The sequence below is a fragment of the Weissella confusa genome (assembly GCF_004766315.1).
GTDB lineage: Bacteria > Bacillota > Bacilli > Lactobacillales > Lactobacillaceae > Weissella > Weissella confusa_A.
In genome coordinates, this window is record NZ_PVSN01000069.1 from 18,218 (window position 1) to 40,442 (window position 22,225).

A 22,225-nucleotide genomic window follows, 5' to 3' on the forward strand; every position below is an offset into this window, starting at 1 on the left:
GTAAAAACACTTGATACATAATACGAACTTTAACTAGATAAATCAACCTATATTTTTCGTGTTTAGCTCGATATTCGCCATCGACTTACGTATTATAAATTAAAAAACAGGTTATTTACGAACATAAATCCGAATTTTAACTCGAACGTCAGCAAAAAGCCCGTTTTATTCAATTGATTAGGTTGTCCCCTCGCAAAATGGCGAACATAATAAATGGCCAAGCTTTTTCAAAAAAACTCGGCCATTTCACTCACCATTATTTAAAATTGTTGATTAAATTTTGATCCCGCTGGGTGGTTAGGCACTTTGATTTTACCTGAAACGATATCATCCTTAGCCTTTTCAACCGCTGCCTTTTCATCGCTAGTCATGTTCTTAGTTGGCGTTGCAACACCGCCTTCCTTCAAACCATAAGCAACTGTCTTACCACCAGGGAAATCACCCTGGATCGCCTTATTAGCAACCAATTCAAGTCCACGTCCAACACCCGTGATTGAAGAAGTTAACGTGAAGTTAGACTTTTTACCATCCTTTGATGTGTAAGCACCCATATCTGATTGATCCATGTCGACACCGATCACCCAGACCTTATCCTTTGAATCAGCAACTAGTTGTTGATTGGTATCCTTGGCTGATGTGAAGACACCGTTACCAACGGCACCGGCTGCTTGGAAAATCACCTTCTCGCCCTTAGCAATCATAGCATTCGTGATTGTCTGCCCCTTAGATGCATCAGTAAATGAGTCAGCGTATTGCACATCAACCTTAATGTTCTTATCTACCGATTGCACACCGGCAACATATCCAGCTTCAAAAGCGTCGACAATATTACCGTGCATACCACCAACGAAACCAACTGTATCTGAACCCAAATTCTTAGCCTTTGTCGCAGCAGCAACTCCTGCCAAATATGATGATTGTTCTGAACGGAACATCACTGATGCCACATTCTTCGTCTTCTTCGTGTCAATATCATCCACCAACACAAAGTCCGTCTTCGGATTCTTCTTCGCCGCATTAACGGTAGCCTCGTGAAGTGAGTAGCCAATACCAGCTACCATACTGTACTTAGCCGTCACAGCTTGTTGGAAGTTCGTTGCATAATCGGCTTGCGTCTTTGATTGGAAGTAATTATAGCCATTCACACCCTTAGTTAACTTGTGTGACTTCCCCCACTTTTCAAGACCTTCCCAAGCTGATTGGTTGAATGACTTATCATCAACACCACCAACGTCAGTCACGATTGCGACCGTGTAATTCTTCTTTGCGTGACCAGCATCATTTCCTGACATGGCATATGCAGCGCCCCCAACGACCGCAACTGCCACAACACCACCAACTAACAACAATCGACGTGATACCATTTCAACGTCCTCCCAAAATAACATTCTGTTGTATATATCTCTAAAAACGTAACAAATCGTTACGTTCCCCGTATTTACTCAGACTATATTACGCACTTCGCTAACAAAAATCAAGTGCACACATCAGGGTAAATTCGTAATAAAGAACGTTAACTCATCAGAAAAACTTGTCATTGCTGAATTCGTTTAATAATTACGAACTTTATTATTATTTTCGCTTTTAATAATACGCAACATTTTCAAACTAACGTTACGTTATGAAAGTACAAAAAAGACAGCATCCGAAGATGCTGTCTTTTTTACTTATTATTGAAAGCCGTTAAGTTCGTCATCCCCGTCAGTAACCTTCTTAGTTACTTCTTGGCCGTGATGACGTTGGTACTCCGCGATAATACCCATTTCACCCAAACGGTTAGCAACTGAGTATGGCAAATTAATCTCAGACTCAAAGTACGTGTCCAAGAATGCCAATTGATCAACCGTCAATCCTGATGAAACGGCGTGTGAAAGCGTCGTAATAACTTCAGCGGCTGCCGGTGCATTCGTTGCAATTTGGGCACCGTAAACAATACCCGTTTCGTAATCATAAATAAGGGATGCCAAAATATCTGACTTCTCACCCAAAGCATGAATCGTTGCTGGCGTGTGGATGTCCAAACGTTCGATTGTATCGCCGACACGTTCCTTAGCAGCTGTCACTGTTAAACCTGTCTTATAGAAGAAACGATCAAACACTGAGAATCCGATTGTACGCAAGATTGGTTGAATTTCTACCTTCACACCAGCTAGTGCGTAACCTGCAACACGTCCCATCTTAAGCGCCGCTGACATCAATGGGAAGTATTGGTCAAACTTGCCATCAACAACTGCTGAATCACCAACCGCATAAATGTCTGGGTTTGATGATTGCATTTGACTATTAACCACGATGGCACCATTATCACGCATATCAACTTGGCCAGCCAACAACATTGTGTTTGGTTGCAAACCAGATGCGATAGACATAAAGTCAAAGACTTCTGAAGTGCCGTTATTGAAGTTAACTTCAATCTTCTTACCTTGGTTTTCAACTGAAACAACTTCTTGGTGCTTGCGCAAAACCACCTTGTTGTCAGTCAATGTCTTTTCAAGATCTTCTTGCACAGTTTGGTCAAAGTAACGTGTCATCAAACGCTCTGAACGCGTCACAAACGTCACGTGAACACCAGCGTGAACCAACGCAGCGGCCAATTCAGTTGAAACTGGTCCACCACCGTAAACCAAAGCGCGCTTACGGAAGCCCTTGGCGAACTTGTTGATATCTTGCGCGTCTTGTTCGTCCTTAACAAACACAATACGATCCAAATCAGCCCCGACGAATGAAGGCACACGAGCTGATGAACCCAATGCGTATACCAACTTATCGAAGCTTTCTTCGATCATTGAGCCGTCTTCGATACGACGTGCGTAGACACGCTTCTTTGTCGCATCAATACGCTCAACCAAAACACCGGCACGGTATGTCGTATTTGGTTGACCCTCGAAGTGCTCGAAGTTAACTTGTTCAGCGCTACTTACCTTACCATTCAATGCTAGCTTAATACCAGCTGAAATAAATGGACGGTCGCGTAAGTTCTTTTCTAGAATGACGATTTCATCATCTTTATTAACATGGCGGAATGCATTCACTGCAGACAATCCTGCGTGTGCACCACCGATAACCACAATCTTCATATTAACTACCCTATTAGTATCTATTTTTTAAACCACAATTAACGCGTTTAGGCACGTAGTTTTTCAGGGAAAGATGCCCCAAAAACACGGTACCATTCAGATGCAAACAATGATTGGCAACGAGTGCGCTTCAACATCATTTCTGTATTCAAACGTCGTTCAATCTCAACCCATGTAATTTCTGGTTCAGTCATCACCATTTCACGGGCATCCGCCAACAAGTTCTTATCAACAAACTTTGCATCCAAAGCAACCTCATCCAAAAATGGTGCGGATAGCAATGATCTGATTTCCATATCCATACGCTTGATTTGTGTATCCATCGGTTGCAAGCGCTTCTGCACCCACTTATGCTTCGAGAACAAATCACGATTCAAAACTGAATAATAAATCAATAAGTACAAAGTTATAAAAAAGGCCAATGCCGTAGCACCAACATAAATGATAATCTTATCAATCGGCAAGATTGGTAATCCAAAGAATGCAAGAACTGCTGCTAGTGCAGTTAGTACAAACGAGAGGATAAACGTCATCGTATTTTTGAGCTGTCCTAATCGGACACCTCGCTCAGCACGAAGTCGACGTCGACGGGATGATAAACGGGTTAACGTGTCGTTTAATTGTCGCAAATGTTCCAATAAAACGAGCTTGTCGTCCTTATCCATATGACTCAATATCCTGTTCTCTAAAAAATTAACCTTACGGGGACTAGTATATCCCGATTAAAATTAAAAAACCACGAAAAAGCCCGCTTTCTCTTACAAAAAATACGCTTCACTATAATACGACAAAGTACGCTAAAATAATAGTATGGAATTATCAGAAGAAATCCTTGTCCAAGAACAAGAAGCATTAAAGATTGCCAAGCTTCTAGCAAACGACCTACGTTTGCAGATTCTTTGCCTGCTACAAGAGAATGGTGCAGCTACCGTCACAGAGATTATGAACGCGTTGCATGCAGAACAATCTCGCGTTTCTCACCAACTGTCTGAGTTACGTGAATACCAGATGATTTCTGCCACGCGCTCAGGTCGCCAAATTGCATACGCCCTTACCGATCCGCACATGATGGAATTGCTTAATGATTTGCTAGAGCACGCAAACCACGTCCGATTACATCGTGAGCACGGTGGCATCTAAAAAAACGTGACGAATTCGTTACGTTTTTTTAGTTTATTTGCGTATAATAAAGTCAATATACTTCTAAGGAGTTCTCATGAAAGAATTTAAAAGCTTTATTCTCCGTGAAGACGTGCAAAAGTTCATTGCTCTTGGCGTCATTGTTCTAATCATCGCCTTGCTACATGACCTAATTAGCGTTTTGCTGCTAACGGCCATCCTTGGTTTCTTAGCCGTTAAATCCGCTAATCGTGTATCACGTTGGACGAAAATTCCTTACGGCTTTTCCGTCCTAATCGTCTACTTGTTAGCGATTTTCGTCTTTGTGTTTGCCATGATTTACATCGTGCCAACGCTAATTAACCAATTCGCGGTTATTCCAGACGAAATAATGAAGCTCATCAAGAAGTATCCTGTTATTAAGGAATACTTCGATGATACGTATAAGAAGCTCAACCTACTTAGTGAAATTACTGATAACTGGAAGTCACTGTTGGCTAGTGGTATCAATACGATTTCAACGGTTGGTACCGTCTTGTCCCGCATTGTTTTGTCAATCTTCATGAGTTTCGTACTCGCGATTACTTGGCAACGCCTTCGTATTTTCGGTACGCAATTCTTGCACTCTGACTATCCTAAGTTCTTCAAGCGTGTATACGACCTTGGCCGCACATTCATCTTGATTTTAGGTAGTGTCATTGAAGTGCAATTGTTGATCGCCTTTATCAATACGATTTTGATGATGATTGGTTTGAGCATTCTGGGTGTACCAAGTGTGATGGTCATGGGACTGATGATTTTCATCCTTGGTTTGATTCCGATTGCTGGTGTCATCATTTCATTGCTACCATTGAGTGTGATGTCATTCGCCGCCCTCGGTTGGGTTGGTATAGTTGAAGTTTGGATTATGATTGCCTTGATTCACATGTTCGAGTCATACTTCCTCCACCCACGTTTGACGGCCAGCCGCACTGAGATACCGGTCTTCCTCACGTTTGCAACGATTATCCTGATGGAACACTTGCTCGGCGCATGGGGCTTGATTATCGGTGTGCCAATTGTGGCCTTCATCCTCGCTATTCTAGGCGTACAAGATGCAAGTATCAGCAAGCACGTCAAAGATGATGTAGTCGTCGCCGAAAAAGATTAAGTAACGCAAAAAAAGCTAGTGAACTGATTTGTTCACTAGCTTTTTTCTATATGCATTAAATTCCGAATGTGCCACCATGAACTTCAGTAACGTTCGTCGTGACAATAAAGGCATCCTGATCGATGTCGTGAATCAGACGTAACATATGTCCATAATTGGCGTTGTCGACCATGACCAACAACATTTCCTTGTTATTGTCAGTGAAGCCACCTCTCACATCAAAGACGGTTAGGCTATGATCTTCGTTAAGCAACATCTCTTGGATGTCGGCCAACTTATCATTACTCATAATCGTGACTTGATGCTTCAAATCCAGTCCAGTTTCAATGTAGCGCATCACCATTGATGTAATCACCAATGAGAAGGCAGCTAAGAAGAAAGCGTTCGTACCGGAAACAAATAGGTTAAACACTGTCACCACCATATCGATGGCCAACAAAGAAATGGCCGTATTAATTTTAAAATACTTTTTCAAAATCATCGGTGGTACAGTCGTCCCACCACTTGATGCTTCAAAGCGATATAAAATGGCAATTCCTGAAGCGAACACTGCGCCACCGATAATCACGGCAAGGACGGCATCCTCAACGACTTTATGACTTGGTGTAATGTACATTAATACCGGTAACAAAAAACTACCGAATGCAATATTTCGAACCGTCGAACGATCCAAAAATATAGCTGCCAATATAATCATGGCGATATTAATAATCAACACCGTCAAAGCACGGTTAATGCCAAACGCTGCATCCAGCAAAATGGCCACACCGGTTGCGCCACCAGCGGCGACGTTAATTGGTGCGTAGAAAAAGTTAATCGAAAGCGCGATAATTTCCAACGCTACTACAAGAGATAGCGCTCGAAACCAGCCCTGTTGACTCAATCGTTTGTTCATAATGGGTCTCCTTATGGGTTGGAAAGGTATTTAAGTTATATAACTAGCATAACATTTTCATGCAATCGATGTGTGTCCTTTTTTAAAACTAATTCGTTTCGGCAAACCATTCGTCAATTAAACGCTCACGCAACGGGATAAACAGTTCGCCAGCTTTTTGCCCAACAGTCTGTCCATCAATTGAAACAACGCGACCAGCGAATAACAACGAACTCGTTATGAACACCTCATCCGCAGTCAAAAGTTCTTCCTTGGTAAACGCACGTTCTTCAACCAGCATCCCCAAATCCCGGGCCGCTTGGAGCAAGTGAACACGGGCAATTCCCGGCAAAATCAACTTATCAGTCGGCGCTGTTACCAACTTTCCGTCTTTAATCATATGCACATTGGTATGTGAGCCCTCGGTAACACGCGTTGAACCATCGGCGCAAATGCGATAATAGACCGTTTCATCTAACCCCTTTTCAGCCGCCCGTTGTGCCGAAAGGACATTCGGTAATAAGTTCAATGTCTTCACGTGAGCCATATAAGAACGAATATCCTCTTCAGTTTGAATACGGAAGTCGCGAGTTTGTGCCTCGCGCGTCACAGTCATCGGCGTAATTGTCACGAATAAATTAGGCTTCGCATCCTTTGAAAATGAATGGTGACGTTCCCCACTACCACGAGTCACTTGCCAGTAAACCATGTAGGTCTCATCGGAAACCTTGCTAGATAAACGATTGAGCAAAGTCGCCAATTCATCTTTGGTGAAATCTGGCGTAATCATGACCGCTTCCATGCTACGCCAAAAACGATCCAGATGTTCATCTAGCGCAAACAACTTATGATGGCGCACAACCGTCGCGTCATACACCCCATCCCCAAAGTAATAACCGCGGTCCGTTGCTGGAATCATCATATCTTCCAGTAGCGACTCCTTGCCGTTGTAATAGGCAATATTATTCATTTTCAACACCCCCGCAATACTTTCTAATCATTTACTCATAATAGCACTATTTTAAGGCAAAAAAACACCCGAACTGAAAAAGTTTCGGGTGTTAATTCGTTTCGTTATTTCTTTTGTAACTTAACGGCCGTCCCGTACGCCGCGACCATATTCATGTCAGCGCCCATTGAGCCGGAATCAAAGCGCATCATCACGACCGCATCGGCGCCCATCTTAGCTGCATTTTCACGCAAACGATCTAAAGAAGAATTTCGCGTTTCCTCTAGCAACGATGTATAGGCCTTGATTTCGCCACCAACAATCGTCTTCAAACCAGCCCCAATATCAGCCACGACATTCTTTGATCGCGTCGTTAGTCCGAACACTTCACCTAGTGTTTCCACTACCTCATAGCCCGCAACGTTTTCTGTCGTTGCAACAATTACATCTTTTGCATTTGCCATTAGATATCCCCCTGACATACTTACCTTCAATATACTCGGAACCATTCCAAATGCAAATAAAAGACACTATCAACATCACTGTCGATAGTGTCTTTCAAACGGTTGATTAGTCTTCTGACTTCAAAACCTTCTTTGATACAACTGACAAGTCATCTGCCAAGTCGTATACCAAAGGCTCACCGTTAGCAATCTCAACACCCAAGATGTCATCATCTGAGATGTTTTCGATGTGCTTAACCAATGCGCGCAATGAGTTACCGTGGGCTGCAATAACAACGTTCTTACCAGCCTTCAAGTCTTGTGAAATGTTAGACTCCCAGAATGGCAATACGCGTTCCAACGTAACCTTCAAGTTTTCACCGAATGGCAACTCACCTTCAGGAACATCAGCGTAACGACGGTCAAAGGCTGGGTAAGTCTTACCCAAAACTTCAACAGTCTCTTCTTGCGTCTCTAGCAATGGAGGCAAAACGTCGTATGAACGACGCCATTGCAAAACTTGGTCTGCTCCCCACTTTTCAGCGGCGTCAGCCTTGTTCAAACCTTGCAAAGCACCGTAGTGACGCTCGTTCAAGCGCCATGACTTCATTTCAGGAATCCACAATTGACCAGCTTCTTCCAAAGCGTAGTGCAACGTCGTGATCGCACGCGTCAAAACTGACGTGTAAGCTTGGTCGAATTGGATGCCTTCCTTGGCCAACAACTCACCTGCAGTACGAGCTTGGGCAATACCCTTGTCGCTCAACTTCGTGTCTACCCAACCATTGAACAAGTTCAATGCGTTCCATTCACTTTGACCGTGACGGATCAAAACCAACTTTGCCATTGGTGATACCTCTTTTGTATTAGAATATTTCGTTACTATTGTAACAAAATTTCAGAACAAATAGTAGTGATTAATTGTTTCCCACCATCACTTCGCTAAAATTTGATACATCATGAACAGCATTGGCACAGCATATACGGCAGCTATCCACATCACAACCTTATTTGACTTTTCTAGGTTTCGCTCCAAATTATCCATGCGAACATTTAGCACTTTGATGTCTCCCCGCATTTCAGCGCGGAACTCCGCCATTTCTTGACGAAAAGCGCCGAATGTAACACGCAGTTCTCGCACCTCTTCCCGTAATGGCTTGAATTCTTCATCCTGGAACTTTTCAAATTCCGCCTTCGTCACATACTTCTCATCCATTAACAATTCCTCCGTTTGATAGTTAACATCGGTAACATTTCGCCTAAGACGACAACAGAGGTACCGCAATGAAATGCGATACCTCTGTCAAAATGCGTTATTTAAGTTAAATACAGTATATCGGAACGACTAACTGATTACAAGCAATTATCGCTTGATTTCACCATTCTCGATAACCAAACCAGATGAGTGAACTGGTCCTTGGCGATCTGGGTAGATGCGCTTGATGATACTGTTAACAGCCGTTGGCACTTCACCAAAACCAGTAGCAATCAATTCGGCCTTACCTGGGTATTCAGCCACGTCACCAACCGCGAAGACACCGGGAACAGTCGTCTCCATCTCTTGGCTAACCGTGAACTTCTGACGCTCAACAGCTGATTGAATCGTCCAACCGACAACAATCTTATTTTCTGACGTGAAGCCGTAGTTAACCATCAAATCATCGACGTTCAACACCTTCTTCTCATCTTCACGAACCTTAGCCAAAGTCACGTTCAATGAACCATCCTCAGCTTTTTCAACAGACTCAATGTTGTAAGGGGTCTCGATTTGAACGGCTGACTTTTGCAATTCTGAAACAGCGTGTTCCATGGCACGGAACTTGTCACGACGGTGCGTCAAGTGCACTTCTGCTGCAACCGTGTCCAACAACGTTGACATATCAACAGCTGAGTCACCACCCCCAGCAACCAACACACGGTGGCCACGGAAGTCTTCAACGTCGTTCAAGAAGTAGTGAATACCTTGACCTTCAAGACCATTTTCAACATCTTCTGGCAAACGACGTGGCTCGAAAGCCCCCTTACCCGTTGCCACGATAACTGACTTTGAGTGGAATGAACCCTTATCAGTCGTGATGTCAAATTCAGTGCCATTTGGGACAACATCAATAACTGTCGTATCAAGATACAAATCTTGTTGGAATTGACGCATTTGATCATCAAGTTCCTTCACAATCTTGGCTCCCGTTGTGTTCACGTAACCAGCAATATCCAAAATCGTCTTTTGTGGGTAAAGGTTGGCAACTTGACCCCCAACACTTTCCAAGCTTTCGATAATCGTTACGTCTAGTTCACGCAACCCTGCGTAGAAGGCGGCGAACATACCAACTGGTCCAGCACCAATAATTGTTAAATCTGTATCCTTAAATTCAGTCATGATTGTTTACTTCCCGTTTCTATCGGATTTATTTTTCTTTTATTTACTTTTTGTATTATACGCTACAAAAAAATCCGCTGCATAGGATAAAGGACTATACAGCGGATTATTCTTACAAGTTACGGTCGTACAACGTTGCGAATTCTGACAAATCAACCCCGAAGTCGCTTGCTGAAACAATATCAACTGCGTTTCCTTCTTCGCCAGCCTTTTCTTCAAAAATCTTTGCGATATCAGCGTACAAAGCTTGGTAAGCTTCCTTGTCAGGTCCATCAACAACCAACAAGTAGTTTTCAGTACCCGTGGCTTCGTTCGTCAACCACAACAAGTGCATACGCTCAATCTTACCCATAGCATCATCAGCCAAGCCAATCAAATCGTAACGCAATGGCGTTGGGATGACATCTTCAGCAGAAGAAATTTGCATCTCACCTTCACCTTCACCTTGTTGCGCTGCCAACAAGCCAGCGATGTAGGCCAAGTTTTCACGTGAAATTGGCATACCGTTCGTGAATGGGTTCAATGCCAAGCCCTCAAGGTTTTCAGAATCTTCACCTTGCAAAACTGGCAAGTAGTCAGTCAACGCCATGGCCCATGGGTGAACAGGCTCTTCTGAGTCAATTGGTTGGGCATTGAAGGCATCCAAATCTGTAAAGATTGGGAATACTGAGTGGCCGTTTTCCATCTCGAACGTCAACAAACGCATTTCTGCGCCTTCAGGAATTTCAACATCCCCATTTTCCTTAATGATTGGTGGCTCACTAAAGTTTACTGGTGCAATAAAGACCGCTTCAATCAACGCTTGAATAAACGCTTGCTCCGTTGTGCCGTTTTGATCTTCACGAAATGCTGCCAACGCATCTAGCAATGCGTCGTTACGCAAAACATCTTCTTGGTTATCCATTATAATTCCCCATTCTTAAATCCTTGTGTTTTATCTAGTATAACGAAAAAAAGAGCACCTGCCCAGATGACAGATGCTCTAATTGTTGGATTACTTTGTGTAGATTGGTGCGAATGCAGCTGCACGTGGGTAACCAATTTCTTGAACACCCAATACGTTCGTGAATGCTGGGGCACCGGCCATTTGAGCAAAGGCAAAGAATTGTGCCTTTGCTTCTTCAAGTTCACCATCCGTGTGGATAACGTAAATCAATGCGCGCTCTGGTGCACGAACCAAGTCGATGGCCCAAACAGTTTGCAAGTCAGGCAAAACTTCACCCATACCCTCAGCCAACTTAGCTGCGAATTCCGTTTGATCATCAACAGGATCTTCCAAAGTGATAGGGTCTTGCTCACGCATTTGCGTCAACGTTGCCATCACGTAGTTCATGTTGTCTTGGTTCATGACAACGTTTTGACCGTAGGCATTGATAACCAAACCAGTATCAGAGTTAGCTGACATCAAAGCGGCATAAGTTTCCAATGAAACAGTCAAGGCAACAACACCTTCAGCTTCAGTTGACCACTTGTTGTATTCTTCTGTGCTCGTGAAAGCTGGGAAGAATACTTCACCCTTTGAGTTTTGGATGACTTGGTAGTTCAATTGTGCGGTAACTTCTGAGTCAATTACGAAAGTACCATCACCATTGTCAGTCAATTCAGCATCAACTTGTACTGGTGCTAGCAATGATGCGGCACCCAACATTGCGATGAAATCATGCTCAGTTTCAGGGTTAACATCTTTCTCGTAAGCATCTAGCGTTGCTTCAAGATCTTCATTTTCTAGTGGACGGTTGAAAATCACATCTGCCATGGTCAAATTCCTCATTCGTTTATTTTTTGTTAGTATACCCCAACTAAAACGAATAGTGTTGTAAAAAGGTTCTAAGGAATATCAGCCTAATCTAACGTTTCTGGTACAACAACTTTCTTGTCCAAAATGTTTTGCTTGGCGTCTTGCACTGCCATCCAGGCTTCAGTACTCATGCGTCCGCGCGTTACTGAGACACCATCATTATCAAGCCCATATACCAAGTGCTCACCACCAGGGAATTGGTCCTTCATCGCCATATTAGCAATGTCATAGACCACTTGATCCATTCGCTTTAACGCAGACGTCAAAGTGAAATTTGATGAGGCGTCTAACGCTTGATAACGACCGCTTTGTGATTGATTTGAATCGACACCAATTACCCAAACCTTAGCTGCACTTCGACGCTTTTCATTAATTGCGCGTGCAGCATCAAATACACCTTGACCAGCGCCACCCGCCGTTTGGTAAACGACGTCAGCACCCGCTTGATACATATTATTTGCCAACGTTTTGGCAGTCGCATCATTTTTAAAATTACCAACATAATCATGCAAAATCTGAATTGTTGGATTAATTGATTTTGCGCCAGCGATATAGCCAGCTTCAAACGCTTCCATAACCACTGACTTTTCACCACTAACAAGTCCAATGGTGTTTGTTTTGGTCGTCTTAGCCGCCGCTACACCCGCCAAGTATGATGATTGATTAGCTTGAAACGTCACCGAGACAACGTTTGGTCGCGTCTGAGCAACATCACCAACCATGACAAAATCTCGGTCAGGATACTTCTGCACCGCTTCATCCACGGCGTTTATCTTGCGATAACCTACCGCAAAAATTGTCTTAAATCCATCGTTAACCGCATCGGTAATTGCTTGTCGCGATTCTGTCGCCGTTACCGCATGAAAGGACTGATAACCATCAATTCCTTCAGCCAGACCTGTTTCCAAAGCATATCTTTTAATGCCACGCCAAGCAATTTCTTGGTACGATTGATCATCAACACCAGCACCATCTGTAATCATGGCGACTGTCGCTTGAATCGGTTCTGTTTGTGCCTCAGTCGGGCGACTCGTTATCATCATCCCCGCAACCGCGGCAATCAGCGCTGTTGCCGCAACACCAATAATCACACTTTTTTCATCTCTTTCCCTCAACATGAAATCAAATTAAAAGACGTTATGCGTCTAAACGCACAACGTCTCATTAAACCAAATTACTTTGAAGGAACTGTGATTTCCTTATCAACAATCTTCTTTTGGGCTGCTTGAACAGCTTGCCAAGCTTCGTCAGACATGTTTCCGCGTGTTACAGCAACACCCTTGTCGTCCAAGCCGTAAACCAATTGCTTACCACCAGGGAACTTGTCCTTAGCTGCCATTTCAGTCACGTCAACAACGGCCTTACCAACCTTCTTAACTGATGACGTCAACGTGAAGTTTGACTTACCATCCTTCGCCGTGTAAGCACCATCATCGTTTTGGTCACGGTCAACACCGATTACCCAAACCTTGTCAGCAGCGTTCTTTTCGCTGTTCAAGTCCTTAGCTTCAGTGAAGACACCAGCACCGGCACCACCGGCGGCTGAGAAGATCACATCAGTACCGTTTTGGTACATTGAAGCCGCAATCGTCTTACCCTTACCAGCATCAGTAAAGCTACCAACGTATTGTACATCAACTTGAATGTCAGGGTTAACTGACTTTGCACCGGCAACGAAACCAGCTTCGAATGTCTTCACAACTGCTGATTCCATACCACCAACGAAGCCAAGCTTGTTCGTCTTAGTCGTCTTAGCGGCAGCAACACCAGCCAAGTATGATGATTGTTCTGACTTAAACGTTACTGAGACTACGTCATCACGCTTCTTTGCGATGTCATCGACAATCATAAAGTTCGTGTCTGGGTGCTTCTTAGCTTCTTCGTTAACCGTTGAAGTCAATTGGAACCCAATACCATAAATGTTCTTGAAACCGGCTGACACAGCTTGATCATAATTTGTCTTAAAATCAGCGTGTGACTTTGATTGATAGTAAGTGTAACCATTCTTACCTTGCTTAACGCCGTTTTCCTTACCCCACTTCTCCAAGCCTTCCCAGGCAGATTGTTGGAATGACTTATCGTCAACTCCACCACCGTCAGTCACCAATGCGACTGATGTCTTACCTGCTTCACCTGAAGCTGACTTGTTTCCAGATAGTGCGGCGTATGCGCCACCAGCGATTACTACTACAGCAGCACCAGCAATCCACATCTTTACGTTTGAAGCCATGTTGTTTTTTCCCCTTTATGAAAAACCCATTTATTTTTTTCGATGACCAATTCATCTATGCCATAAATATAACGAACAAATTCACAGAAGTAAACGATTATTTTCGCTTATTCACAGTTTATTCACATTTAATCGTTTTAAATCGTTCGGAATATGTGGGTAAAACGTTTATAATACGAACATTGCTTGTTTTGATGCACAAAAAAAGCGACGATTTCCGTCGCTCAATCAGTTTCTATTAATTTACCAGTCGAACCATGTACGTTTCTGGCACAAAACCACGGACAGCATTGTACAAACGCTTTGCTCGTGATGCCTTATCAGTAATTGCAAAGACCGTTGGACCCGTACCAGACATCTGAACCGCATCCGCCCCAAACTTGCGCATCTTCTCTTTCAGCTTCACAATTTCTGGATACTTTGACGCTGTAACTGGTTCAAGAACATTAAACATCCCCTTGAACGCAGCATCAAAATCGCCACGCTCAACGGCGTCCATCAACGCTGACATGTCCCCGTGTTCCAAGTTGTCATAATCAATCATCTTCAGAATTTTAGGCGTCGACACACTAATTGCTGGCTTCGACACGACCAACCATAGCGGTGGAAACTTTTGTGAGAGTGGCGCCACGATTTCACCGCGTCCCGTTACCCGTGCTGGTCGTGAATACACACAGAACGGCACATCAGCATCAATCTTCAACCCAATTTCAGCCAGTTGCGCTTCCGTTAAGGTCATATGCCAGATTTTATTTAAACCGCGCAATACAGCCGCCGCGTCTGATGAACCACCGCCAAGTCCAGCTGCCACTGGAATATGCTTGTCGATATGAATTTCCACCCCTTCAGATACACCCGCCCGTTCGCGCATCAATTCAGCCGCTTGATAGGCTAAATTTTTTTCATTCAATGGCAACAAGCCACTTGTCGATTCAACGATAATCTCTTGATGATCTGTCGTTGTTCGAATTGTGACTGTGTCAGCCAAATCAATCGCAACCATCAACATGTCCCATTCTTGTTCGCCATCAGCATGCGTAAATGGGGTATCAAGACTAATATTAAGCTTCGCATATGCGCGTTCTAAAATTTCCATGTTAACGGTCATCCTTTCGCAGAGTTTCTTTCATTATAGCAATTTGCAACCGTTTACGAAACAATCGACCTTGCTTGAAAAAAGCCCCATTTATCGGACATCTCCTGTATACTTAAAGAACTATACAATGAAAGGTTGCTCATATGCGCTATCTCTACATTTTGCTCGGGTTGATCACGTTCGGTATTGGAACCGTAACGATTTGGGTGCCCGGCATTCCAACGACGCCCTTTTACTTGCTAACTGCATTTTTCTGGGGTCGTTCCTCAGAGCGACTTCACGCCTGGTTAACCCAAAATAAACACTATCAAAAATATGTGCATGAAGGCATCTACCACCGTGGTTTGGCCCAACGTGCGCGCATTGTCATCTATCTCGTAACCGCAGCTATGATGAGTATCCCGTTCTTTACTTCTGGCAAGACATGGCTCCAATTCACGTTAATTGGTGCATCGCTTAGCCAAATTATCTCAATGGAAGGCTTCTACCGTGGCTGGTGGATGAACAACTGGTTCCTACCAGACGATGATGCTGAATAATTAAAAATCTCGACCGCACAAACATGCAGTCGAGATTTTTTTGTTACATATCAAAGCGACCCTTAAGTGACGCAATCACATCCGGCGTCAATCGAACGCTATTCGCTTGAATGAATTGTTGCACATCAGCCAACGTCTCAAACTTTTGCTTAACTGGTTGTACCAAGTTCGCTTGCAACAACGCCTCAGCAAATTGGACGTCTGCCATATTAATCGTTGTCATCCCCCAGGGTTGTGACAACAACAACTCTTCCCAAGTCCCCTTAATAAGGGCCTCGGCACGCTCATAACGACGATCCTTATTAATAAATGATCGCAAATCAATTGGGTTCAAATCATTCTCTGCCATCATGCCACTCCTCTAACCAACTGGCGGCATCATCGCCTAACCATTGTTGGTTTGTTTCAATAAATTGTTCAAAGTCATCTGCGACATCAGCTTGTTCAACTAAGTCCGCTTCGTATAGTGCAATCGCAAATTGCGCATCGGTTGCTGCAATCGTCGTCGGTGAAATCGGATGACTCACCACAAAGCGATTCCACTCATTCCACAACAAAGCAACTGCGCGTTCGTATTTTGGTGCCCGCAAAATCACGGCACGTAACATCAATGGATCAAGCGCCATTAATTGTCCTCCCATTTTGTTAATGTCACAACTTGGCCAACCGGTTGCGCAACTGAAAGTGTCGCGTCGGTTGGCAACACCCACACTAATCGACGATAACGATTAGCTGGCAATTCTTGTTCACCGTCACCATCGGTAAAGATAACCACGACGGTACTCTGCGGTTGGTATCGCTCTGACTGCAACGATTCAAAAATCGTTGTAAAGCGCGTGCCACCACCAGCGCGACGGCGACCATCCGCAATCCAATTCTTATCAATTGCATGTACTTCCGTGTCGAAGGCAAAGAAATCAACTGCCGCTGCAAGTTGTTTTTGCATCTGGGCTACTTCAGCCATAAAACGACTCGCCGTATCATCTGAAATGGACGCTGAATTATCGATAAAGACCGCAATCTTGGTCTGTGTCGCGTCCGCTTGCCCCGGCAATTCCATGCGATATGGTTGGCAACGATTGAAACGGGCACGACTATCTTGCTTGCCTGCTGGCACGTTGCTCATCGCCTTACGCAACAAGCATCGCCAGTTACGTCGTGGCGCCAATAGTTGTTCAATCTGGCGTTCAACTTCGCCCGCCATATTACCGCGACCTGCAACTAGCGCATCGTGGTTCGCATCGGCAACCACATTTTGCAAAGCAGCTTCTGCTTCTTCGCCAGCCTCAGCACCTGTCGACCAACCTTTGTGATCGTCACCAGGCAACTGTGAACTTGCCCCTTCGTTATCAATCGTATCCATCAATGGATGCAATAAATTGTAATAGGTACTTGAATCGGCATACGTTGGCAAATCCAATTCAATCATTTCTTCTACTTCAGCCAATGTGTGGGCACCCGGAAAGCCACCACGAATATATTGATTAACCGATAAGTCAGTTGCCAAACCAACCATCTTGGCCTCAGCTGCATCCTCAGTAATTTTATCTGCATAACGAATTGGGTGTTCCCACACCATGTGTAGCACTTGGTGGGTCAGCGCACCTTTAACATCCGCAACCGAGTGATAAACTTCTTCGAATAAAATCGGATTAATCCGCAACTCCCAAAATGGCGCTTGCCAAGAAAGTCCCATCGTACCGCCAACCGTGTCATCATACACACGATTTAATCGTAAGACGACTTCACCATAAAACTGGCTTTCGTCCAACAATTTCATCGTGGCTTTTTGAACGAGTTCATCAATCTTCTGATAGGTCATAGGCGGCCACCTTCGTGATGACATCGTAAAGTTGCTTTGCGTGCTCACCAGTTGAGCTGTAAAGTTGCTCCAACAAGTTACCCGCTGCCAATTGCTTAACGACTGCGTATTGGCCGTCCTTGGCCGTTGCTGTCAAAATTTGCGTAAAGCGACCGGCGTTATCATCTTGGGCAATATCAACTGCGGCTAACGTTGACTTCAACAAGGCCAACTTTTGCACTTCAGGCAAGCCAACGAACTTCGTCATCACTTGTTCTGGCACTTCTGGTCCCCATGGTTGGCTTACAAAGATATCCATTGGCGTCAACGTCTCTTGATTCGTTTGCATAAATTGCACGAAACGTTGCGCAGCAGCTTCACCCAGGTCGCCAGCCACAATGTCAAAAATCAACGCTTGCTGAGTCGCTTCTGGCAAGGTCAATAATTCATATAAATTATCTGACACACGTTGCCAAGCACGTGGCGTAGGATTCAAATCATCCCCACGTTCAGCTGGGTAAAGTTGTGTCGCATCCTCTTGTAGATAACGTTGAATCATCTCATGGATGTTTGGGCGTTGCTTCGTCTTATCTTCAGTCGCTGCCCAGGCCAGCCAGTCGGCAACATCAACCTTCATCACTAAGCGAACCGTACGATCCTTAATGGCCGCATCTCCAGCCACAACCCCGTAATCAGCATTTTCAAATCCAGCCATCGTTTCATCAGGATTTTCAGCAATCACCAGTTTCACTTCGGCCGGCAAAATCAATGAATTAATTTGGCGTTGCAAGACCAAATTCATCAACTCACTTTGGACCGCTTGTGAGCCACGATTAAACTCGTCCAAGAACCAAATGATTGGCTTGCCTGGATGTGCTTGCGCAGTTTCGATAATCTCAATCAACGTGTGCGTGTAACCGTACTTCACATCAGCCAATGAACCATACTGCTCGGTTTCAACATAAGCATCGCTGGTCAAAGGTGGCACCGGAATCGCCAAGTCACCCTTTTCTGACAAAGAAACAACCGTCGTAAAGAGTGTTGCGCCCATTTGGCGGGCAATTTCAGCGACCAATGCTGACTTACCAATACCAGCTTCACCGACAATATTAGGCACATTACCACCTTGCAACACGAGTGGAACTGCCGTTACTAATTCCTGAAATGAAAGCGCCATGTCGTTCTCCTCAATCTACTGTTAATTACTTATAGTTTACGCTGTTTCAAACCCTTTTTGGCTTTAAAAGTTAGTTGGTTGTCTGTGTCCGCCACCAAAAAAGAAAAGCCACCAGATGCTTTAAGTTCATCCGGTGGCTACCATGGTGTTTCAGTTGTCTTTCTGTACGCGACAATCGCTTGGTAAAGTATCATGATATGAGTTAACAGGTTCGTCCATCTGTACACTTCGTTTTCCAAGGGAAGGTCTCATGTCGTTGATTCAATACCAGGTTAAGACTAGCTCATTGGTTGCGCGTTTGATATGAGCGTCATCGTGACGATTGGCAATCGAAGCATCAATTCATTTATGAATTATACGGAACACTTTGATATTCGCCTAATAAAAAGGGAACTTTAATTTAAATAGTCCGTCGCAACGTCTTTGAACAACTCAATCATCTTGAAGTAAGCCGCTTCTTCAACGTACTCATCCGCCTTGTGGGCCGTTGCGTTACCTGGTCCGATGACTGCCAATTGCATGTTTGGGTTGGCCTTGATAAATTGTGAGGCATCCGTTCCCAATGATACTACAATCGCAGGTGCAGCCATTGGTTCATCCAAATACTTTGGAATTGTTTGCTGAATAAGCTGAATCAATTCACTGTCCTTTGGCGCAACAACCGCACCATCGTACGCCTTCACGTTCAAACGTAAATCCATTTGTGGATCCGTTGCCATCACATCCGCCATCAACTTTTTCAAACGGCCAATCAACTCCTCCGGTGGCAACTCCGGAATGATACGCGTTAGCACTGTCAATGTTGCTGAGTCAGGAACTGAGTTTTGTTGCTGGCCACCCTGAATCACGTCAGGGCCATATAGCGTACGGTCCAATACTGGACTAACTTCTGGCAGTTCCTCATAGAATTGCTTCTCAGCTAGATAGTAGGTAATCAAATGGTCAATCGCGTTGATGCCCAACTTTGGCATTGAGCTGTGCGCCGCCTTCCCCTTTGCCGTCACTTCATAAGCCAAAAAGCCCTTGTGCGCGTGGAAGATAAAGTGTTGTTCAGGCGCCTTGCTACCACGCTTCTTTTCATTCAACTCAGCCAAAGCTTCCGGATCGATGGCGGTCCCACCGCTGTGGAAATAATCATCAATGTCGTCCAACGCCACGCCAGTTGGTTCGGCAATTACCATTGCTTCAACATCATCCAAGTAACCTCGCTCAGTTAGTAGTTTTGCCCCAGCTTCCGTCTTTTCTTCATCAACCGTGGCGATAAAGCGCACCGTTCCATGCAATGGCGCACCAGATTCTTGCAATTCAGTCATTGCAATCAAGAATTCAGCGATACCGCCCTTCATATCCGTCGTGCCACGGCCATACAAGCGACCGTCCTTTGCAACCACTTCAAACGGATCTGTTGTCCAGGTATCTAAATCACCTTCATGAACCGTATCAATGTGGCCAGCAAACGCTAGCACTGGTCCTTCACCATCCCCAATTTCCGCCACAATATTTGCACGTTGTGAATCATCAGCCACTAACTGACTTTCGATGCCATGGCGCTTAAAGACGTCCTGCAAATAAACCGCTACTGATGTTTCATTGGCCGCTACCGTGTTAATGGCAACCAAGTCTTTTAGTATTGTTAATTTTTCTTGTTCCCGCATAGTTTTCCCCACCTTTAATACTTCTCATGTAATTTTAATCTATGTGGCCCAAATACGCAAAACAGCGATTAAGTATCATAAGAGATACTTAATCGCTGTGAACATTTTTAACGTTGTTGTCGTGCCTCAATCTCAGCAACGACTTCTTCTGGCTTCTTTGGATGCACGCCAATATTCATCAAGATGGCGACTACCGTTCCGATGAACGTATCAAACACACGTTCCACGGCATACATATATGTCGCATCTGCTGGAATCGTCAACGCAATCATCATCAAAGCCGCCGTCGATCCGATAATCCCTTTATTGTTACCAATGCCGTCATTGATTGAAATCAACAACATTAAGAAAGTTGGTAACACCAGAATTTGGACCAAACTAGCTTCATTGAAGTATTCGTAAATCAAAAAGTACGCAATTGCAAAGCCACCACCCAAAGTATTGGCTAACACACGCGACTTACCAAACTCAACCGTCGTCTCAAAATCTTGTCTGAGCGAAAACACAGCTGAAAGTGCTGCAATCATAGGATTACCACGATCAATGAGGACGAAAATTGCCACAATAATCATGACAGCTAACCCCGTTTTAAACGTGCGCATCCCCAATCGAAATGATCCTAATTTCATACAGTTGCTTCTCCGTTGTTATTCGTATTGTGTTGCATGACGATAACCAATAAAGATCATCGTTGCAACGCCGACAAAGGCAATAAAGACCACACCTGCTCCGCCATAGAACAATGAACCATAACCGCTCTGTTCAATCACGGCACCACCTAACAAAGGCCCAATGGCACGACCGACAGACGGCGCCGCCGCTGTCAGTCCTTGGTAACGTCCCTTCAACTCCATTGGTGTTAGCTCATTGACCAACGCCGGAATCATTGGGAAGGCCGTCGCTTCACCAATTGTTGTGACAACCATCGCCAATGCAAACCCGGTAAACGTCTTGGCGAATGGCAAAATCAAGAATGCCAATCCAAACATCAACAAGCCGGCAAAAATCTGAATAAACATTGATTTGCGATTAGCTGATAAGTTCAAAGCGTTCATGCCAAGTTGAATAACAGCAATCAAAATACCGTTAATCGTCCATAACATTGAATACTGCCATAATGGCAACTCCAACACACTCGACATGTAGACCGACAAATTACCAAGCCATTGTGAATATGAAATCCACAAGACCATTAAACCAATGACACCGGTATAAACCAAGCGCCAATTCCATTTTGGTAATTTGAAACTCGACTTCGTTGTCTTTTGTTCTGTACGTTCCACTTTAATTTTGAAATGTGAACGCACAATGAACAAAAGGACAATATACATAATCAAAGCCAGGATAAACAACCACGTAATCCCATACGTATAAATAGGTCCGACGGCAGCCGTTGCAAACACCATACCAAAGTTTCCCATAAAGTACAGCATGTTAAAGACAAATCGACCGTCGTGGCTACGGACATAGGTACCATATGAATTAATCGCAGCTGTGTTCCAACCACCGAAGAAACCAACTACGGCCAGAATAACCGCATACGTTGGCCACCCGTGGAAGAGAATGAACAACACCTGCAACACAATCATGGCCACTGTTCCAAATTGAATCAGCTTATGCGGTGAGAAGCGATCAAATAATTGACCACTGACCAGTGATCCAACTGCCTGACCTACGGCATTGGACATCATGACCCAACCAATAATGACTAGCGTTTGATAAAGTTCATCGTGCAAATACACTGACGTCAACGGCCAAATAAAGCCAAAGGCAACACTGTTAATGAAACTAGCCGTCAACAACCAGCGAATTGACATGCCTTGTTCGTTTGTTTGCATCCCTTACCTCCATTATTTGAAAAAAGAGAACGAGGCTACCAAATTGGTACCCCCGTTAATGACTGTTGTTATTACCACAGCAGCTGTTGGTCTAAAACACCT

The 22,225-nt window shown here is 44.2% G+C and carries 24 protein-coding genes; 3 read left to right on the plus strand and 21 right to left on the minus strand.

What is annotated here, in order from left to right; all coding sequences use genetic code 11:
• Positions 1 to 260 precede the first annotated feature (260 nt).
• From C6P11_RS09225 to C6P11_RS09235, 3 genes are all read right to left on the minus strand, one after another.
• Complete coding sequence (locus C6P11_RS09225; RefSeq protein ID WP_135520544.1) at positions 261 to 1,364, minus strand: BMP family lipoprotein; 1,104 nt, start codon at positions 1,362 to 1,364, stop codon at positions 261 to 263.
• A 306-nt stretch (positions 1,365 to 1,670) separates the two neighbouring features.
• A complete protein-coding gene (locus C6P11_RS09230; RefSeq protein WP_135520546.1) occupies positions 1,671 to 3,077 on the minus strand; it encodes an FAD-dependent oxidoreductase in 1,407 nt (468 codons plus the stop codon).
• A gap of 47 nt (positions 3,078 to 3,124) precedes the next feature.
• The gene (locus tag C6P11_RS09235) at positions 3,125 to 3,610 is read right to left on the minus strand and encodes a hypothetical protein (RefSeq protein WP_245299861.1); all 486 of its coding nucleotides are present in this window, start codon (positions 3,608 to 3,610) and stop codon (positions 3,125 to 3,127) included.
• A 277-nt stretch (positions 3,611 to 3,887) separates the two neighbouring features.
• Between C6P11_RS09235 and C6P11_RS09240 the strand changes: the two genes are divergently transcribed.
• A complete protein-coding gene (locus C6P11_RS09240) occupies positions 3,888 to 4,217 on the plus strand; it encodes an ArsR/SmtB family transcription factor (protein WP_135520548.1) in 330 nt (109 codons plus the stop codon).
• Positions 4,218 to 4,293: 76 nt separating this feature from the next.
• Positions 4,294 to 5,346, plus strand: a complete 1,053-nt coding sequence (locus tag C6P11_RS09245) for an AI-2E family transporter (protein WP_135520550.1) — start codon at positions 4,294 to 4,296, stop codon at positions 5,344 to 5,346.
• Between the two features lie 55 nt (positions 5,347 to 5,401).
• Here C6P11_RS09245 and C6P11_RS09250 read toward each other — a convergent pair whose 3' ends face one another.
• The 11 genes from C6P11_RS09250 to ispE all read right to left on the minus strand — a co-directional run bounded on the left by C6P11_RS09250 (position 5,402) and on the right by ispE (position 15,113).
• The gene (locus C6P11_RS09250) at positions 5,402 to 6,241 is read right to left on the minus strand and encodes a YitT family protein (protein ID WP_135520552.1); all 840 of its coding nucleotides are present in this window, start codon (positions 6,239 to 6,241) and stop codon (positions 5,402 to 5,404) included.
• Positions 6,242 to 6,329: 88 nt separating this feature from the next.
• On the minus strand, positions 6,330 to 7,190 hold the full coding sequence (locus C6P11_RS09255) for an aminotransferase class IV (protein ID WP_135520554.1): 861 nt from the start codon (positions 7,188 to 7,190) through the stop codon (positions 6,330 to 6,332).
• A gap of 104 nt (positions 7,191 to 7,294) precedes the next feature.
• Positions 7,295 to 7,633, minus strand: coding sequence for a heavy metal-binding domain-containing protein (locus C6P11_RS09260; protein WP_135520556.1), 339 nt, complete (start codon positions 7,631 to 7,633; stop codon positions 7,295 to 7,297).
• 106 nt (positions 7,634 to 7,739) lie between these two features.
• Complete coding sequence (gene gpmA / locus C6P11_RS09265) at positions 7,740 to 8,459, minus strand: 2,3-diphosphoglycerate-dependent phosphoglycerate mutase (protein ID WP_003607789.1); 720 nt, start codon at positions 8,457 to 8,459, stop codon at positions 7,740 to 7,742.
• Between the two features lie 87 nt (positions 8,460 to 8,546).
• A complete protein-coding gene (locus tag C6P11_RS09270) occupies positions 8,547 to 8,828 on the minus strand; it encodes a hypothetical protein (RefSeq protein WP_135520558.1) in 282 nt (93 codons plus the stop codon).
• Positions 8,829 to 8,975: 147 nt separating this feature from the next.
• On the minus strand, positions 8,976 to 9,989 hold the full coding sequence (locus C6P11_RS09275; protein ID WP_135520560.1) for an NAD(P)/FAD-dependent oxidoreductase: 1,014 nt from the start codon (positions 9,987 to 9,989) through the stop codon (positions 8,976 to 8,978).
• 112 nt (positions 9,990 to 10,101) lie between these two features.
• Positions 10,102 to 10,893, minus strand: a complete 792-nt coding sequence (locus tag C6P11_RS09280) for an SseB family protein (protein WP_135520562.1) — start codon at positions 10,891 to 10,893, stop codon at positions 10,102 to 10,104.
• A gap of 90 nt (positions 10,894 to 10,983) precedes the next feature.
• Complete coding sequence (locus C6P11_RS09285; protein ID WP_135520564.1) at positions 10,984 to 11,745, minus strand: SseB family protein; 762 nt, start codon at positions 11,743 to 11,745, stop codon at positions 10,984 to 10,986.
• A gap of 86 nt (positions 11,746 to 11,831) precedes the next feature.
• Entirely contained in the window at positions 11,832 to 12,878 is a 1,047-nt protein-coding gene (locus C6P11_RS09290) for a BMP family lipoprotein (protein WP_245299862.1), read from the minus strand.
• 83 nt (positions 12,879 to 12,961) lie between these two features.
• Complete coding sequence (locus tag C6P11_RS09295; RefSeq protein ID WP_135520568.1) at positions 12,962 to 14,017, minus strand: BMP family lipoprotein; 1,056 nt, start codon at positions 14,015 to 14,017, stop codon at positions 12,962 to 12,964.
• A 238-nt stretch (positions 14,018 to 14,255) separates the two neighbouring features.
• On the minus strand, positions 14,256 to 15,113 hold the full coding sequence (gene ispE, locus C6P11_RS09300) for a 4-(cytidine 5'-diphospho)-2-C-methyl-D-erythritol kinase (protein ID WP_135520570.1): 858 nt from the start codon (positions 15,111 to 15,113) through the stop codon (positions 14,256 to 14,258).
• Positions 15,114 to 15,256: 143 nt separating this feature from the next.
• Between ispE and C6P11_RS09305 the strand changes: the two genes are divergently transcribed.
• Entirely contained in the window at positions 15,257 to 15,652 is a 396-nt protein-coding gene (locus C6P11_RS09305) for a YbaN family protein (RefSeq protein ID WP_135520572.1), read from the plus strand.
• 43 nt (positions 15,653 to 15,695) lie between these two features.
• Here the strand turns inward: C6P11_RS09305 and C6P11_RS09310 are convergent, their stop codons facing one another.
• From C6P11_RS09310 to C6P11_RS09340, 7 genes are all read right to left on the minus strand, one after another.
• Positions 15,696 to 16,004 (minus strand): hypothetical protein, encoded by a 309-nt coding sequence (locus C6P11_RS09310; protein ID WP_237667655.1) that lies wholly within the window; start codon positions 16,002 to 16,004, stop codon positions 15,696 to 15,698.
• The gene (locus C6P11_RS09315) at positions 15,988 to 16,278 is read right to left on the minus strand and encodes a hypothetical protein (RefSeq protein WP_135520574.1); all 291 of its coding nucleotides are present in this window, start codon (positions 16,276 to 16,278) and stop codon (positions 15,988 to 15,990) included. The genes C6P11_RS09310 and C6P11_RS09315 overlap by 17 nt, the downstream gene beginning before the upstream one ends.
• Positions 16,278 to 17,474 carry a VWA-like domain-containing protein gene (locus tag C6P11_RS09320; RefSeq protein ID WP_135520576.1) on the minus strand — a complete coding sequence of 399 codons (1,197 nt, stop codon included), beginning with the start codon at positions 17,472 to 17,474 and terminating at the stop codon, positions 16,278 to 16,280. Before C6P11_RS09320 ends, C6P11_RS09315 begins: the two co-directional genes overlap by 1 nt.
• Positions 17,455 to 18,630, minus strand: a complete 1,176-nt coding sequence (locus tag C6P11_RS09325) for an ATP-binding protein (protein WP_135520578.1) — start codon at positions 18,628 to 18,630, stop codon at positions 17,455 to 17,457. The genes C6P11_RS09320 and C6P11_RS09325 overlap by 20 nt, the downstream gene beginning before the upstream one ends.
• A 395-nt stretch (positions 18,631 to 19,025) precedes the next feature.
• Entirely contained in the window at positions 19,026 to 20,285 is a 1,260-nt protein-coding gene (locus tag C6P11_RS09330; RefSeq protein ID WP_135520580.1) for a M20/M25/M40 family metallo-hydrolase, read from the minus strand.
• A gap of 107 nt (positions 20,286 to 20,392) precedes the next feature.
• Entirely contained in the window at positions 20,393 to 20,914 is a 522-nt protein-coding gene (locus tag C6P11_RS09335; RefSeq protein ID WP_135520582.1) for an FUSC family protein, read from the minus strand.
• A gap of 18 nt (positions 20,915 to 20,932) precedes the next feature.
• On the minus strand, positions 20,933 to 22,123 hold the full coding sequence (locus C6P11_RS09340; RefSeq protein WP_135520584.1) for an MDR family MFS transporter: 1,191 nt from the start codon (positions 22,121 to 22,123) through the stop codon (positions 20,933 to 20,935).
• Between the last annotated feature and the right edge of the window lie 102 nt (positions 22,124 to 22,225).

What these genes read in the sequence shown, in the direction of transcription:
- C6P11_RS09225 (WP_135520544.1), bottom strand. Translation starts at nt 1,364, where the DNA reads ATGGTATCACGTCGATTGTTGTTAGTTGGTGGTGTTGTGGCAGTTGCG.
- C6P11_RS09230 (WP_135520546.1), bottom strand. Translation starts at nt 3,077, where the DNA reads ATGAAGATTGTGGTTATCGGTGGTGCACACGCAGGATTGTCTGCAGTG.
- C6P11_RS09235 (WP_245299861.1), bottom strand. Translation starts at nt 3,610, where the DNA reads ATGACGTTTATCCTCTCGTTTGTACTAACTGCACTAGCAGCAGTTCTT.
- C6P11_RS09240 (WP_135520548.1), top strand. Translation starts at nt 3,888, where the DNA reads ATGGAATTATCAGAAGAAATCCTTGTCCAAGAACAAGAAGCATTAAAG.
- C6P11_RS09245 (WP_135520550.1), top strand. Translation starts at nt 4,294, where the DNA reads ATGAAAGAATTTAAAAGCTTTATTCTCCGTGAAGACGTGCAAAAGTTC.
- C6P11_RS09250 (WP_135520552.1), bottom strand. Translation starts at nt 6,241, where the DNA reads ATGAACAAACGATTGAGTCAACAGGGCTGGTTTCGAGCGCTATCTCTT.
- C6P11_RS09255 (WP_135520554.1), bottom strand. Translation starts at nt 7,190, where the DNA reads ATGAATAATATTGCCTATTACAACGGCAAGGAGTCGCTACTGGAAGAT.
- C6P11_RS09260 (WP_135520556.1), bottom strand. Translation starts at nt 7,633, where the DNA reads ATGGCAAATGCAAAAGATGTAATTGTTGCAACGACAGAAAACGTTGCG.
- gpmA (WP_003607789.1), bottom strand. Translation starts at nt 8,459, where the DNA reads ATGGCAAAGTTGGTTTTGATCCGTCACGGTCAAAGTGAATGGAACGCA.
- C6P11_RS09270 (WP_135520558.1), bottom strand. Translation starts at nt 8,828, where the DNA reads ATGGATGAGAAGTATGTGACGAAGGCGGAATTTGAAAAGTTCCAGGAT.
- C6P11_RS09275 (WP_135520560.1), bottom strand. Translation starts at nt 9,989, where the DNA reads ATGACTGAATTTAAGGATACAGATTTAACAATTATTGGTGCTGGACCA.
- C6P11_RS09280 (WP_135520562.1), bottom strand. Translation starts at nt 10,893, where the DNA reads ATGGATAACCAAGAAGATGTTTTGCGTAACGACGCATTGCTAGATGCG.
- C6P11_RS09285 (WP_135520564.1), bottom strand. Translation starts at nt 11,745, where the DNA reads ATGGCAGATGTGATTTTCAACCGTCCACTAGAAAATGAAGATCTTGAA.
- C6P11_RS09295 (WP_135520568.1), bottom strand. Translation starts at nt 14,017, where the DNA reads ATGGCTTCAAACGTAAAGATGTGGATTGCTGGTGCTGCTGTAGTAGTA.
- ispE (WP_135520570.1), bottom strand. Translation starts at nt 15,113, where the DNA reads ATGGAAATTTTAGAACGCGCATATGCGAAGCTTAATATTAGTCTTGAT.
- C6P11_RS09305 (WP_135520572.1), top strand. Translation starts at nt 15,257, where the DNA reads ATGCGCTATCTCTACATTTTGCTCGGGTTGATCACGTTCGGTATTGGA.
- C6P11_RS09310 (WP_237667655.1), bottom strand. Translation starts at nt 16,004, where the DNA reads ATGATGGCAGAGAATGATTTGAACCCAATTGATTTGCGATCATTTATT.
- C6P11_RS09315 (WP_135520574.1), bottom strand. Translation starts at nt 16,278, where the DNA reads ATGGCGCTTGATCCATTGATGTTACGTGCCGTGATTTTGCGGGCACCA.
- C6P11_RS09320 (WP_135520576.1), bottom strand. Translation starts at nt 17,474, where the DNA reads ATGACCTATCAGAAGATTGATGAACTCGTTCAAAAAGCCACGATGAAA.
- C6P11_RS09325 (WP_135520578.1), bottom strand. Translation starts at nt 18,630, where the DNA reads ATGGCGCTTTCATTTCAGGAATTAGTAACGGCAGTTCCACTCGTGTTG.
- C6P11_RS09330 (WP_135520580.1), bottom strand. Translation starts at nt 20,285, where the DNA reads ATGCGGGAACAAGAAAAATTAACAATACTAAAAGACTTGGTTGCCATT.
- C6P11_RS09335 (WP_135520582.1), bottom strand. Translation starts at nt 20,914, where the DNA reads ATGAAATTAGGATCATTTCGATTGGGGATGCGCACGTTTAAAACGGGG.
- C6P11_RS09340 (WP_135520584.1), bottom strand. Translation starts at nt 22,123, where the DNA reads ATGCAAACAAACGAACAAGGCATGTCAATTCGCTGGTTGTTGACGGCT.